Raw genomic sequence first — 15,306 nt, forward strand, 5'->3', positions numbered from 1 at the left:
GATGTTATACTATTTATTTAAATATCTAGAAGAAGAATTTAATATGCCGGGCGCATCGCTTTTTGGGTTTATCACCTTTAGAGCGGCTATTGCATTTGTTCTTTCGCTAGGCTTTTCTACTATTTATGGTAAACGCATCATCAACTTTTTACAAAAACAGCAAGTAGGAGAAACCGTACGCGATTTAGGTTTGGAAGGGCAAGCGCAAAAAGCTGGTACGCCAACAATGGGTGGAATCATCATCATTTTGGCCACTTTGATTCCAGCATTTCTTTTATGTCAGATAGATAATATTTACGTAGTTATGTTGATCATCACCACCATCTGGATGGGATTGATAGGTTTTACAGACGATTATATCAAGATTTTCAAAAAAGATAAAGGTGGTTTAAAAGGGGTTTTTAAGGTGATAGGCCAGGTGGGTTTAGGAGCTATTATAGGTTCTATAATGTTCTTTCACGACGGTATAACGATTAAAGAAAAAATTGTAAATCCTACAAATAAACAAGAGCTCGTTTCTCAAAACATTCCTGTAGAATTTGGACCTGCAGAAAAGTCTACCAAAACAACGATCCCCTTTGTAAAAAATAATGAGTTGGACTATGCAAGCTTGATCGACTGGATCGATCCCAGTCTTGCAAATTGGGCGTGGTTGGTATTTATACCTATCGTAATTATTATCGTAACAGCTGTTTCTAACGGAGCAAACCTCACTGATGGAATTGATGGACTGGCCGCGGGAACTAGTGTTATCGTCGTCATTACTCTGGCATTGTTTGCTTGGATTTCTGGGAATATCATTTTCTCAAATTACCTCAATGTCATGTATATACCTAACTCTGGCGAAATGGTGGTTTTTGTCACCGCTTTTGCTGGAGCACTAGTTGGTTTTCTATGGTACAATACCTTTCCAGCCCAAGTTTTTATGGGTGATACAGGAAGTCTTACCATTGGAGGTATCATCGCCGTGCTGGCCATTGCGACTAGAAAAGAATTATTGATCCCTATTCTTTGCGGTATTTTCTTAATGGAAAACCTTTCTGTAGTGATGCAGGTAAGTTGGTTCAAATACACTAAAAAGAAAGATGGTGAAGGGAGAAGGATTTTTCTCATGTCTCCATTACATCATCATTATCAAAAACGAGGTATTCATGAAAGCAAGATCGTTGTAAGGTTTTGGATTGTAGGAATATTGCTCGCTATTATCAGTATTGTAACCCTAAAAGTGCGTTAATGAGTGCGTCGCAGCCACATAACAGTAATAAACGTCTTGTCGTCCTCGGTGGAGGGATTAGCGGCATGGGCGCAGCTGTATTAGGTGCTCAAAAAGGCTATGATGTTTTTTTAAGTGATGGAGGGGTTTTAAGTTCCGCTTTCGCGAAAGCTTTACAAGAGCAAGCTATTTCCTATGAATCAGGAGGTCATACGATGGAGAAAATTCTCGACGCTTCTATAGTAGTAAAAAGCCCAGGTATTCCAGATAACACAGCACTAATCGTAGCGATTAAAGCCAAAGGAATTGAGGTGCTATCAGAAATAGAATTTGCCGCTCGTTTCACTGACGAAACCATTATTGCGATAACAGGCGCTAACGGAAAAACAACGGTAACCAGTTTACTAGATCACATTCTTAACGTGGCCCAGCTCGATCACACCACTGGCGGTAACATAGGGAAGAGTTTTGCACAACAAGTCTTTGAAGGTAATTCGGCAAACAGATTGTTAGAAGTAAGCAGTTTTCAACTGGATGGTATCAGCACTTTTAAACCGCATATTGCCATTATCCTTAACATCACTCCAGATCACTTGGACCGATACGATTATAAATTTGAGAATTACGTAGCCAGTAAAATGCGTATCTCGATGAATCAAGATGAGAACGATTACCTCATTTATAATGCCGACGATAAAGCAATTACCGACTCGATAGAACAACTAGATATAAAAGCACAGCTCATTCCTTTTTCTATGGAAAGGAAACTAGAAACAGGAGCTTATTTACATAACAATCAGATTCATATTAACACCCATAACTCATTATTTACTATGCCTACAGAGCAATTATCAATTAAAGGAAAGCACAACACAGCAAATGCAATGGCTGCATCTACCGCTTCAAAACTTCTACAGATAAGAAAAGAGACCATCAGACAAAGTCTTACTTCTTTTGAAGGAGTAGAACACCGTTTAGAAAATGTATTAAAAATTAATAAAGTCCAATACATCAACGATTCAAAAGCTACTAATGTAAACGCAACTTATTATGCGTTGGACAGTATGGAGCAACCTACAGTATGGATTGTTGGTGGTGTGGATAAAGGAAATGATTACTCCGATTTATACAGTCTGGTAAATCGCAAGGTTAAAGCTATAGTATGTCTCGGAGAAGATAACTCTAAGATCGTAGAGGCTTTTGGTAATTGTGTAGAGCAAATGGTAGAAACCAGTAACATGGAAGATGCCGTAAGAGTGGCGTATAAGCTAGCTCATGCAGGCGACACAGTACTGTTAAGTCCCGCATGTGCCAGTTTTGATCTTTTTAAAAACTATGAAGATCGAGGACGCCAATTTAAAAACGCAGTAAGAGGATTATAAATTGAAAATTAGAAGCTACATATCTGGAGATTCCTTTTTATGGGCACTGGTAATTATTTTACTGGTGTTCTCCTTCCTTCCTGTGTACAGCGCAAGTGCAAATCTTGCCTATATAGGAAAGGGAACAGGTAATACCACAAAGTATTTGGTAAAGCACTTTGGACATGTAGTTATAGGACTGGGGCTTTTGTATTCGGTACACAAGATCCCTTACCGATATTTTAGAGGGTTGAGCGTTTTACTGCTTCCAGTAGTCATTCTGTTACTCATTTACACGGCAATGCAAGGTACCGTTATGGGTGGTGCCAGTGCGAGCAGGTGGATGACCGTTCCTGTAATAGGAATGAAGTTTCAAACCAGCACCTTTGCTTTTGTTGTATTGATGGCATACGTAGCAAAATACTTGGCGGCTATAAAAGATAAAGTGGTCACTTTTAAACAGTCTATTTTACCATTATGGGTGCCAGTAGGAATCATATTAGTGCTTATTGCACCTTTTAACTTATCTACGGCATTACTTATTTTCACTATGATATTAATGACTTGTTTTGTGGGGGGCTATCCTATTAAATATTTACTAGGTATCATAGGAATAGGCTTTGTAGCGTTGAGTTTATTTATTCTTACAGCAAAAGCTTTTCCAGGAGTCTTTCCCAACCGTGTGGATACTTGGGTATCTCGTATTGCCACATTTGGAGGGGAAGGAGATGCAGATTCCACCTATCAAGTAGAACGTGCCAAAACAGCTATCGCAAACGGTTACATTGCTGGAGTAGGTCCAGGAAAAAGTGCGACAAAACATGTATTGCCGCAATCGGCAAGTGATTTTATTTATGCGATTATTCTAGAAGAATTTGGAATCATAGGAGGTCTATTTATACTCGCCTTGTACCTGTTCTTTTTATTTAGATTGATCATCATTTCTACAAAAGCCAGCTCTATTTTTGGACAGTTACTGGTCATAGGAGTGGGTTTTCCTATTGTTTTTCAGGCATTGACAAATATGGCAGTAGCAGTTAATTTGATTCCCGTTACTGGACAGACCTTGCCCTTAGTAAGTAGTGGTGGTACTTCTATATTAATGACTTGTATGGCCATAGGAATCGTGTTGAGTGTAAGTGCAAAACGAGAAGAGACTATTGCTCAAGAAAAAGTAAAAGAAGATGAAATGAATCCTTTAGATGTACTCAGTGAAGCCATATAAAATAATCATATCAGGTGGAGGAACAGGTGGACATATCTACCCGGCGATTTCTATTGCAAATGAATGCAAGAGAAGATGGGCAGACTGTGAAATACTATTTGTAGGAGCAAAGGATCGCATGGAGATGGAAAAAGTGCCTGCTGCAGGTTATGAAATTAAAGGGCTATGGATCAGTGGTTTTCAAAGAAGTCTTTCTCTTAGAAATCTGGCTTTTCCGTTTAAAGTGATAAAAAGTCTTTATGATGCACGTAAGATCATAGAAAAATTTCAACCAGATATTGCTATAGGTACTGGAGGATTTGCCAGTGGACCACTTCTTTTTATGGCTCATAAAATGAGAGTCCCTACTTTAATACAAGAACAAAATTCCTATCCAGGAATCACTAATAAATTATTGAGTAAAAGAGTCCATAAAATCTGTGTAGCAAGTAAAGGCCTCGAGCGGTTTTTCCCTAAAGAGAAACTCGTTTTGACAGGTAATCCAGTACGTCAGGACCTGCTCGATAGTTCTCATTTAAGAGAAGAGGCCATAGCTCATTTCCAATTAGATGCTCATAAAAAAACCTTATTGGTGCTGGGGGGAAGTCTTGGAGCAAGAAGAATCAATCAATTGATAGAAAGTCAATTGGGCGTATGGAAAGAAGAGGTGCAAATCATTTGGCAATGCGGTAAATTCTATTATGAGGAGTACAAAACTAAAAATCAAGAAAGCGTTCAAGTTCACGCTTTTTTAAACAGAATGGATCTCGCATATGCCGCAGCAGATTTTATCATCTCGCGTGCTGGAGCCGGATCAATTTCAGAGCTTTGTATAGTCGGGAAACCAGTGATTTTTATTCCGTCACCACATGTGGCAGAAGATCATCAGACTAAAAATGCACAAGCCATAACCGATAAAGAGGCTGCATTGATGATTAAAGAAGAAGATCTGAATCAGAATTTCACGACACTTTGGAAAGGCTTGTATGCAGATCTAGAATTACAGAAAAAACTTTCTGAAAACATAAAAAAGCAAGCGCTTCCAGACGCTACAAAATCTATTGTTAACGAATTAGAGCAATTACTCAAATGAAAGAGTTAGAACACATATCACATTTTTATTTCATCGGGATAGGGGGAATTGGTATGAGTGCGCTGGCTCGTTACCTAAATGAACAAGGAAAAAAAGTAGCCGGTTACGATCGTGTCGCTACTTCCTTGACTAAAAAACTAGAAGCAGAGGGAATTGCGATTCATTATTCAGATAATTTTGAAATGATTCCAGAGGCATTCAAAAACTCACCAACGGCACAAGTTATTTACACGCCGGCAGTACCAGCGGGTTTTGGAGAATTAGTCCGCTTTCGCGAAAGCGGGGTTACCACCATCAAACGCGCACAACTTCTAGGTCAGATTTCTAGAACAATGACCTGTCTAGCCATTGCTGGAACCCATGGAAAAACAACCACAAGTGCTATACTGGCTCATTTACTTTTCAAAAGCGATGTCAAAGTAACGGCCTTTTTAGGTGGGATTTTAGAAGAATACCACACTAATTATATTTGTTCTGGAACAGATGTAATGGTCGTTGAAGCAGACGAATTTGACCGTTCCTTCATGCAATTAGATCCAGATATCGCTGGAATTACTGCTATGGATGCAGATCATTTGGATATTTATGGAGATGCAGCGACTTTTGAAAAAACGTTTCATGATTTTGCGGCTTTGCTCGAAGGTAAAACCTTGTTGATCAATGAAAAATTAGATCTAAAAGGACTCCAAGTAGGACTTGATTCTGGATCTTACCAAGCGCTTAATGAAGTGATCATTGACGGTGCATATCATTTTGATTTCAAAACCCCTCAAGGGGTTCTAGAAAAATGCTTTTTAAAGCTACCAGGCAAGCACAATTTGAGTAATGCACTACTGGCTATGGCCGTAGCTTTAGAATATGGAGCAGATGCTCAAAAAATTCGATTGGCTTTAGCCTCTTTTCCAGGAGTAGAGCGCAGGTTTACCTATCGCATCGATAACGATAAACGAGTATTGATAGACGACTACGCACATCACCCTACAGAAATAAATGCGGTTTTTCAGGCCGTTTCAGAAATGTATCCAGAAGAGAAAAAAATAGTCGTGTTTCAACCGCATCTATTCTCTAGGACGCGTGATTTTATGGACGATTTTGCGCAAGCTTTAAGTCAGTTTGACAAAGTGGGCTTGTTAGATATCTACCCAGCAAGAGAACTTCCTATAGATGGAATCCATTCAGAACTGTTGTGTCAAAAAATAAATTCGTTAGAAAATGCACCAGAGATGGTTAGGGTAGTAAAGAAGGAAGATCTCGAAGAATTTATCGAGGAAATGGACACACGAGTTGTCTTGATGTTAGGTGCTGGAGATATAGGCGTAGAAATAGATCAACTCACTAAAAAATGGGGCGATGCATAAACTAAAGAATATCTTAAGGTTGGTGCTGGTTATCTTATTGGTAATTAGTCTTTACGCTTTTGCATCAAGCAGATATAAGAACAGAAAATTAAAAGACATAAGTATCACGTTTACAGACTATAGCGATCCGTTGATTTCTGAAAAAAACGTTAATAAATTGTTGATACAAAATAACGATACTGTAAAGAACCTGATCATAGAAAATCTAGATTTGAATAAGAGCGAATGGCGACTTGTTCAAAACGCAATGATCAGAGACGCAGAGGTTTCTGTTTCTATTGATGGATTGCTTAAAGCTGTTGTGCAACCCAGAAAGCCTATTGCAAGGATCATGGGAAAAACGAATGCTTATCTCGATCAGGATAATTTGATCATGCCATTATCAAAAGAACATACAGTAAATGTTCCGTTGGTGTACGGTTATAAAAAGAACGTACAGGATAAAACCTTTGAGTTGATCAATTTTATCAAAAGTGATGAGTTGTTAAAAGCATCTTTTACACAAGTAGCATTTGATAAAAGAGACGAGGTGACGCTATCGGTAAGAGCTTTTGATTTTAAAGTGAAGTTAGGAAAAGTAGAAAAGCTAGATCATAAAATGGTGAATTACAAAGCCTTTCTTGCAAAGATGCAGAAGGATAAGGGATTGAGCGAGATCAAATCAATAGACTTGCGATTTGATAATCAAGTAGTAGTAATAAAAAAGTAGGAAAATGGAACAACAAGAATATGCAGTAGGACTGGATATAGGTACAACTAAGATTGTAGCTATGATCGGTCGTAAGAATGAATACGGCAAACTTGAGATTCTAGGTGTAGGGAGATCAAAAAGTTTGGGAGTTCATCGCGGAGTGGTAAATAATATAACGCAAACCATTACCTCCATACAACAAGCCGTAAGCCAGGCAGAAACGGTAAGTGGGATTAAAATAAAAGAGGTAACCGTAGGGATTGCGGGACAACATATACGCAGTTTACAACACAGCGATTACATCACCAGAGCAGATAGTGAAGTCGTTATCGACCAAGACGATATTGCAACGCTTTGTAATCAAGTGTTTAAATTGGTGATGCTTCCTGGAGAAGAAATCATTCACGTACTGCCTCAAGAATATAAAATTGATGGACAGTCAGACGTGAAAGAGCCGGTAGGAATGTACGGTGGTCGTTTAGAAGCAAATTTTCATGTAGTAGTAGGTCAAGTAGCCTCTATACGCAATATTTATAGGTGTGTAAAAAGTGCCGATCTTGAATTAAAGAGAATAACTCTAGAGCCACTTGCAAGTGCTGATGCGGTCTTGAGTCAAGAAGAAAAAGAAGCTGGAGTTGCCTTAATCGATATAGGTGGTGGAACCACAGATCTAGCCATTTTTAAAGATGGGATCATACGGCATACGGCAGTAATTCCTCAAGGGGGTAACATCATTACTCAGGACATTAAGGAAGGTTGCTCGATCATAGAAAAACAAGCTGAGCTGCTCAAAACAAAATTTGGTAGTGCATGGCCTGGAGAGAATAAAGAAAATGAAATAGTCTCCATTCCTGGATTAAGAGGTCGCGAGCCTAAGGAGATCACACTTAAAAACTTGAGTAAGATCATTCATGCTCGTGTTATTGAGATTTTAGAAACAGTTTTTGTAGAGATTAAAAACTACGGTCATGATGAGCCTAAAAAACAATTGATCGCAGGAGTGGTGTTAACTGGTGGAGGAAGCCAGTTAAAGCATATCAAACAACTCGCAGAGTATGTGACAGGAATGCCTAGCAGAATAGGATATCCCAATGAACACCTCGCCGGCGATAGCGATACAGAAAGTACCAGTCCATTATTTGCAACAGCAGTAGGATTGGTAATGAAAGGCCTGGAAGGAAAATATGAAGAAGATGAGGAAGAAGTAGTAGAAGAAACCGTTCTAGAGCAACCAACAGAAGAAGGAGAAGAAACAGAAGAAGAATCTTCAACTATTTCGGAAGAAGTGAAAAAGAAAGGAATTTTTGATACTTGGGCAACTAAGTTTAAAGAGTTTCTTGATAAGGCAGAGTAATGCAGTTAAGATTGCTCGCTTGCAACAGATTAATAGGAATATCGTGGTGAAACGACCACAAAGCTTAAACCATAAAGTAGCCATATTATGAGTGAAGAATTTAACAGCATCGCTTTTGATTTGCCTAAAAACAAATCAAACGTAATCAAAGTCATCGGAGTAGGTGGTGGTGGTAGCAATGCCATCAAGCACATGTACCAGCAGGGGATTAAAGGAGTAGATTTTGTCATCTGTAACACAGATTCGCAAGCGCTTGAAAATAGCCCAGTACCTAATAAAATACAACTAGGAGTAACTTTAACGGAAGGTTTAGGAGCTGGAGCAAATCCTGAAGTAGGAGAACGCGCAGCCCAAGAAAGCATAGAAGACGTTAGGGCGCTCTTAGATTCTAATACTAAAATGGTATTCATCACCGCAGGAATGGGTGGAGGAACTGGAACAGGTGCTGCGCCGGTAATTGCACAAATCGCTCGCGATATGGATATTCTTACCGTAGGTATTGTGACGACGCCTTTCCATTTTGAAGGAAAAGTACGAAATGAGCAAGCGCAAAAAGGAATTGAAAAATTCCGTAAAAGTGTAGACTCATTGATCATTATCAATAATAATAAATTGAGAGATGTTTATGGAAACCTAGGTTTTAAAGCAGGATTCTCTAAAGCTGATGAGGTACTAGCTACTGCCTCAAGAGGTATTGCTGAGGTGATCACAAATCACTACACTCAAAACATTGATTTACATGACGCAAGAACAGTACTCGCAAATAGCGGTACTGCTATAATGGGAAGTGCACAATCAACTGGCTCTAACCGAGCTCAAGAAGGAATTCTTAAAGCTTTAGACTCTCCTTTGTTGAATGATAATAAAATTGAAGGCGCTACAAATGTGTTGTTACTGATCGTCTCTGGTACCGAAGAAATTACCATTGATGAAATAGGTGAAATAAATGAACACATCCAGAATGAGGCTGGAGGAGTAGCAAATATCATTATGGGTGTAGGAGAAGACGAAGCTTTAGGCGACGCGATTTCCATCACTGTTATTGCTACAGGATTTGATGTAGAGCAACAAAATGAGATATCAAATACAGAAGCTAAGCGCATTATCCACACACTGGAAGAAGAGCAGCGTGCCACAGCAATTTTGGAAGAGACGACTAGAAATGTTATCCCTGGTGAATTGATCATGGACTTGGGCGAGGAGATAGAAGAGGATCCCGCTTTCGCGAAAGCGGAACAACCACCAAAAACAGTGCAACCTTCAGAACCTGCTGAGCCATTAATTATCGTTCATGAACTAGGTGATGAAGAGGCAGAGGAAACAATTGTACCGGTAGTAGAAGAAAACACATTGATTCCTACCACAGAGTTAATAAAAGACCTCAATGTCGTGCACGAAGAAGTACTGGAACAGACGCAGGAATTTGTTATCAAAGAAGTAAAATCTATAGAAATAACTTCAGAAATCACAGAGGAAGAAGAGGAAGACCAATTTTTCTTAGATTTTGACATGCCTTTATCAGCACAGTTAAAAGACAAAGATGCGCCTGCTATTACCTACCAATTAGATGATATTGAAGTAAACGATCCTATTAATGTGGTTCCAGTAACAGAGTTTTCTGAAGAAGGTGAAAAAAAGTATTCTCTAGAAGACTATATGGAAGTAGAAGAGCAATTGAACTCTGCAAAACCTAAAGAATCCAAAGAGAATGTGGTAGCAGAGCCAGAAATAAGGATCCTGACAAAAGACGTGGAGCAACCACCTAAACAAGCCGATCAAGAGGTGCGTAAAAATGTAGACCCTACTGACCTGCCTCTTAATGAAGCTTTAGTACTTAGAGCAGAAGAACGCAAGCGCAAGATGCACGCTTATAATTTTAAGTTCAAGAGCTCTCATAGATTAGATGAGATAGAGAAGCAACCCGCTTATTTAAGGCATGGTGTGGAACTGGATAAATTACCTGAAGAAAGAGACAGATCGAGAACAACACTTTCTACAGATGAGAATAACGAGATCCAATTGCGACCTAATAACAATTCTTTTTTACATGATAATGTAGATTAGAAATAGTTTCTATAAAACACAAAAAACCCAAATACGGTAATGGTATTTGGTTTTTTTTATGTTTTACAATAGCGTATTTTTGGTTGGTGGATAAGAGTATGTAGATCTAGCAATTTACCCTAACCATATAGAAGACTTTATCAATACTATAAAAATAAGATTATGAGTTTAGAGAAAGATATCATGACAGCCATGAAAGAGGCCATGAAAGCAAAAGATCAAACAGCTCTCGCAGCATTAAGAGCAGTAAAAAGCGAGATTTTAATAGCTAAAACATCAGGCACTAGCGAGGGGTTGACCGAAGAAGAGGAAGTTAAATTGGTTCAAAAATTAGTAAAACAACGCAAGGACAGTGCTCTTATTTTTTCAGAGCAAAATAGAGAAGACCTCTCTGAGCCTGAACTCGCTCAAGCAGCAGTCTTAGAGCAATTTTTACCAGAACAACTCAGTGAAGAAGAAATAACAAAAGCGGTCGCGGCTATCATAGCTAAAACAGGTGCCGCAGGAATGAAAGATATGGGTAAAGTCATGGGAATGGCAAATAAAGAACTCGCTGGAAAAGCAGATGGGAGAACCATAAGTACGGTTGTAAAAGCACAACTGACTTAATCTTATACTTCGCTTCATTTAAAATGGCTGCAATTTATTGCAGCCATTTTTATTTTTGGGGTAACAGAGCAATTTTATTGCTCGTGAGTATGTTCTCACGGCCTCCTTATCCTTTTATTCATCGTTAAAGAGTGCATAAAAAACAGATGAAGTGCAAATAATCAAGATAATCTAAATAGATATTCTAATTTAGCAAGGATTTCTCATTTATGGAGGTAATAGTTGTGTAATTTTCTATTTTTATAAAGCTAACAAATTTCAATAGCTTGAGATTTGAAAATTTATTCCTGAAACGCCCTATGAAATCATTTTTACACCTATCATTTGCTTTATTATTTACGTTTACATTAAGTGCTCAAGTCGGTATCGGCACAATAACTCCTAATGGAGCTCTGGATGTAACTTCTACAACAGATGGTCTATTAATCCCTAGGGTTGCATTGGTAAATACAACAACGGTCACCGTGACGACACCTATTGCATCAGAACTTGTATATAATATAACACCAGCCTCAGGTACCACAGATGTTAGTCCAGGTTTTTACTACCTGAATTCCCCTACTGGACCATGGGTGCGATTAGGAACTGATGCAAGTTCTGGTCCACCGCCGCCGCCTGATCCACCGACCGCAGTTGCTGCAGGTTGGTTAACAGTTGGAAATGATGATATTGTAGAGGGTACCAATTTTTTAGGGACAACAACTCCTGTTGATGTGACTTTTATAAGAAATGGCGATGTAGCTGGAAGAATTGGCGGTACAAATGCGTCATACGGTCTAGGGGCTTTGATAAACGCTTCTCCAGGAGCGCAAAATACTGCTGTGGGTGTTGGTGCTTTAAGAAATAATACAGGTAATAATAATACAGCTATAGGAGAAGGTGCAGGGTCTGGATCTTCTAGTGGTAATTTTAATATTTTGATGGGCAGGAATGCTAACGTCACTACTGGTCAAAGAAATATTGTCATTGGGACAGAGGTTAATGTTACAAATGCTACCAATAGTATATTTATCGGGAGTTCTTTTGGAGGAGCTCCAGCTGGAGGGACTAATAGGATTGTGATTGGTGATAGTGCGCCAGTACCAGCGAGTAATAGCATAAGAATCGGAAATACAACTATAGGGACGGCTACAACACAAATAGCTTGGACGACTACTTCAGATAGAAGATGGAAAGATAATATCAAAGATTCTGGTTTGGGATTAGATTTTTTACAAACACTAAGACCAGTTTCTTATGTTAGAAAAAATGATGAAAACAAAAAAACAGAGTATGGATTTATAGCGCAAGAACTCGAAGGGGCTTTAATTGCTGCTGGTGATCAAAATAATGCTATCATCTCAAAGGATCTTGAAGGAATGTATGGTGTTCGTTACAATGATTTTATATCTATTACTGTAAAAGCGGTACAAGAGCAACAAGTTATCATAGAAGAACTTCAAAAGGATAACGAAGAATTAAAGGCAGTAAATGCTGCCATACTAAAACGCTTAGAGGCTTTAGAAAATAAATAATTTCATTAAACTTCTCAGAAATTAAAAAGACCTGATTTGTACAAATACAAATCAGGTCTTTTTAATAGGTTACTCATTAGCTTCTTTGAAAAAATTTAAACCTTTAGTACGAAGGCTTTCTTGGTATAAAGACCCTCTGTCCTCAAACGCCTAAAGATCGGAGTATCTTTTACCTCTCCTAGATTGTGGCAATTTGTCAAATAAGTCTCGGTGAATTCCTCTTGTAAAATACAGTTCGTTAGTTTCAAGTTCTTAGTCGAGATGTATTTGCGTGATTGGTTCTCCTATTTCTATTTGTATTTAGGAGTTTGGATAAACTCAAAGCAAAGCATTTTTACAAATACAAATACAAATACAAATGCGGCATGATATCATTTTTGTTACTTATTAGGAGCTGGGTAAATGATTTGTAAAGGTTGGGTGGCATTCACTTCCAACGTTGTTTTTTAAGTAGGCTAAAGCTCTTTAAAACACCTCTAATGGCCAGTTAACCAATCCAAGGGAGTACAGATCTGTTGTGCTCATACTTCTATAGCGCTGTCCAGTTCCAAATGAAATAGGAAAGGTGGCTATAAAACTGAGCTTATTTAAAACAAACAAGCCTCTAACCATTTCAACTGATTAGAGGCTTAAGACTTTAAGCTAACGGAATTAGATGTTTCTTAATTCACTTATTATTCAAAGTATATTACCTAATAACTACTTTTTCTGTTTTAGAAAGAAGGCCATTGTCTACTTTTATGATATAAAGGCCACTGCTCAAATTAGAAACATCTAAAGCATTTGAATTGCTTGTTTGTTCTAATTCTTTACTTAATACCAATTTGCCTTTTAAGTCATAGAGATTTGCATTTGTGCTACCAGATAATTGTCCTTGAATAATCAATTCCTTCCTAGCATCACTGGTGTAAATTTCTAAATCATAAGCTGATGCAGTCTCATTTGTGCTTAGTACACTATTGGTAGTGCGTAAATAGAAACGCCCGGTCCCATTTAAATCAGTCGCAGGTGTTAAGGTGAAATCTGAAGTAGCATTTAATAATGTAAATGTATTCATCTGTCTGTCTTCAAGATATAGGTTAATGCCTATAGGAAGATGTTCAGAGTTAGCAGAGATAGTAATTGGTGTTCCAGAAGTAGCGTCAATACCTACAGGAACAATTAAATTTTCGTAGTCATTATTTGGTAATGACTGAACACCCATGTCTCTTCCAAATCCATTGGTGATCAAATGTGTATAAATAGAAAAAGGCTCTGGGAAAGCACGAAACTTCGGTCCGTCGTAACCATTATCAAAACTAGTGGTAGTACCGCCTATATAAAATATTTTACAGCTTTTTGTGTTGGAGCCATCAGAAAGAGTGAGATTGACTTCTGTTCTGCCAGATGATCTTAAAAAGGTGTCTGTCCCTTGATGACTTTGGAAGGCTTCATTTATTGCGACATTTCCTGCTGCTCCATTAGATTGAATAAAGAACCCTTGACCTGGCGCTAATTGAAAATTTTCTATAGATACATAAGTGGTATAACTATCGGTAAATTGATCCCAAACCCAAATGGTTTCTGAGAATAAAGATCCTGAGCTTCCAGATAACAAGGCACCACTATCTATGTATGACGTATATGGATTACCTAATAGATTGTAACCTTCTCCAGTTGTGGTAAGCGTTTTAGTTACATCACCTACATTCATAGTTCCAGTAAAAGAAATACCTCCTGAGGCTGCTGTTAAATTGACAATATATCCTTGACCATCATTTAAAACATTTGCATTAGAAGTTCCACTTTGATAAAAATCCCAGTCATTTGTAGCGGTATTGAACGTACAAAAACTGATGTTGCTTCCTCCTGCCTGAAGACCTGAAGCCGCAACAAAATCATCTACATCTTGTCCAACTACTGGACTAGAAATATAATGCCAATTAGTCGAATTCAGATTCCTTTCATAAGTCACCGTTCCAGAAACGGATGCAGGGGCTATAAATGAAGCACCAGCAGAAACGGTAATTACATCACTACTAGTTACAGCGCCATTTATGGTTGCGGCGGCACCTGGTTCTATCAACATACCTGCTATGCTAACGGCACCTGCAGCTATGGGATCATTTGCGGTGTTTGGTATAGTCACAAAGGAATTGGGGACGGGTACGCCATTACTCCAATTTGATGAGGTATTCCAACCTGTATTTGTGGCGCCTGTCCAATCGGTGTCCGGAGGAGGCGGAAGGCCTTTACGTATATTATCTATGTAAGTTGTCGATGCAACGGCTGGGCTGTTAAAGTCTCCAGCGCCTATATTCCAAAGATTAAAAAAATACATTTCTTGATAAACTCCATTAGGTGCGACCATTCCAGTTTGACTTGGCTGTGCTTGGTTAGTAAAGTCAAAAACAAGTGTTTGCCAGCCTCCTCCTGGATGTGCAGCTTCGGCAGTTCCTGCTGCGATTGTGCCTGATATGCGATTGTCAACTCTAATAAATCCATCAAAAGGCGCTGCTGAATACCAATCAACAGAAACAAGTTTATCTGTGCCTGTTAAATCAAGATTTCCATTTTGTAATATTAAATTAGCCTGTTGCCATGGTTGACCTGCATTAGTGGTGATTATTTCAAGAACATCACCGTTAATTCCTCCTGGACCTGGATCTGCTACGATGGTAGGTACAGGTGCTCCATTTGCTGCGCTTCTTGTTGGAAATGTTGGTCCTTCAAAATCTTCTAATAATTGCGCAAACCCTAAGGAGGTAAAAAGCATGCATATTATAAATGTAATTTTGCTCATAATTTTTTATCAATTTGGTAATTAGAGATCAATGTATAAATTATTCTGCAATTAAAACCTAAA

General features: G+C 38.5%; 11 protein-coding genes. 10 read left to right on the forward strand and 1 reads right to left on the reverse strand.

From position 1 onward, the window contains the following. The first annotated feature begins 1 nt into the window (after position 1). From mraY to F0365_RS08230, 10 genes are all read left to right on the forward strand, one after another. Positions 2 to 1,234, forward strand: a complete 1,233-nt coding sequence (gene mraY / locus F0365_RS08185; protein WP_169933247.1) for a phospho-N-acetylmuramoyl-pentapeptide-transferase — start codon at positions 2 to 4, stop codon at positions 1,232 to 1,234. Then, a complete protein-coding gene (gene murD / locus F0365_RS08190) occupies positions 1,234 to 2,595 on the forward strand; it encodes a UDP-N-acetylmuramoyl-L-alanine--D-glutamate ligase (RefSeq protein WP_169933248.1) in 1,362 nt (453 codons plus the stop codon). The genes mraY and murD overlap by 1 nt, the downstream gene beginning before the upstream one ends. Before the next feature lies 1 nt (position 2,596). Beyond that, positions 2,597 to 3,799, forward strand: a complete 1,203-nt coding sequence (locus F0365_RS08195) for an FtsW/RodA/SpoVE family cell cycle protein (protein ID WP_169933249.1) — start codon at positions 2,597 to 2,599, stop codon at positions 3,797 to 3,799. Continuing rightward, the gene (gene murG / locus F0365_RS08200; protein WP_169933250.1) at positions 3,786 to 4,871 is read left to right on the forward strand and encodes an undecaprenyldiphospho-muramoylpentapeptide beta-N-acetylglucosaminyltransferase; all 1,086 of its coding nucleotides are present in this window, start codon (positions 3,786 to 3,788) and stop codon (positions 4,869 to 4,871) included. Before F0365_RS08195 ends, murG begins: the two co-directional genes overlap by 14 nt. Further along, entirely contained in the window at positions 4,868 to 6,229 is a 1,362-nt protein-coding gene (gene murC, locus F0365_RS08205) for a UDP-N-acetylmuramate--L-alanine ligase (protein ID WP_169933251.1), read from the forward strand. Before murG ends, murC begins: the two co-directional genes overlap by 4 nt. Next, positions 6,222 to 6,938 carry a cell division protein FtsQ/DivIB gene (locus F0365_RS08210; protein ID WP_240961954.1) on the forward strand — a complete coding sequence of 239 codons (717 nt, stop codon included), beginning with the start codon at positions 6,222 to 6,224 and terminating at the stop codon, positions 6,936 to 6,938. Before murC ends, F0365_RS08210 begins: the two co-directional genes overlap by 8 nt. A gap of 4 nt (positions 6,939 to 6,942) precedes the next feature. After that, the gene (gene ftsA, locus F0365_RS08215; protein WP_169933252.1) at positions 6,943 to 8,274 is read left to right on the forward strand and encodes a cell division protein FtsA; all 1,332 of its coding nucleotides are present in this window, start codon (positions 6,943 to 6,945) and stop codon (positions 8,272 to 8,274) included. 87 nt (positions 8,275 to 8,361) lie between these two features. Continuing rightward, on the forward strand, positions 8,362 to 10,338 hold the full coding sequence (ftsZ, locus tag F0365_RS08220) for a cell division protein FtsZ (RefSeq protein WP_169933253.1): 1,977 nt from the start codon (positions 8,362 to 8,364) through the stop codon (positions 10,336 to 10,338). A 162-nt stretch (positions 10,339 to 10,500) separates the two neighbouring features. Next, positions 10,501 to 10,947 carry a GatB/YqeY domain-containing protein gene (locus F0365_RS08225; protein ID WP_169933254.1) on the forward strand — a complete coding sequence of 149 codons (447 nt, stop codon included), beginning with the start codon at positions 10,501 to 10,503 and terminating at the stop codon, positions 10,945 to 10,947. A 299-nt stretch (positions 10,948 to 11,246) separates the two neighbouring features. Further along, positions 11,247 to 12,461, forward strand: coding sequence for a tail fiber domain-containing protein (locus F0365_RS08230; protein WP_169933255.1), 1,215 nt, complete (start codon positions 11,247 to 11,249; stop codon positions 12,459 to 12,461). A gap of 688 nt (positions 12,462 to 13,149) precedes the next feature. Here F0365_RS08230 and F0365_RS08235 read toward each other — a convergent pair. After that, positions 13,150 to 15,243: a T9SS type A sorting domain-containing protein gene (locus F0365_RS08235; RefSeq protein WP_169933256.1), complete on the reverse strand. Its 2,094-nt coding sequence runs from the start codon at positions 15,241 to 15,243 to the stop codon at positions 13,150 to 13,152. Positions 15,244 to 15,306 lie beyond the last annotated feature (63 nt).

It is taken from the genome of Nonlabens sp. Ci31 (genome assembly GCF_012974865.1).
In the GTDB taxonomy this organism is placed as follows: domain Bacteria; phylum Bacteroidota; class Bacteroidia; order Flavobacteriales; family Flavobacteriaceae; genus Nonlabens.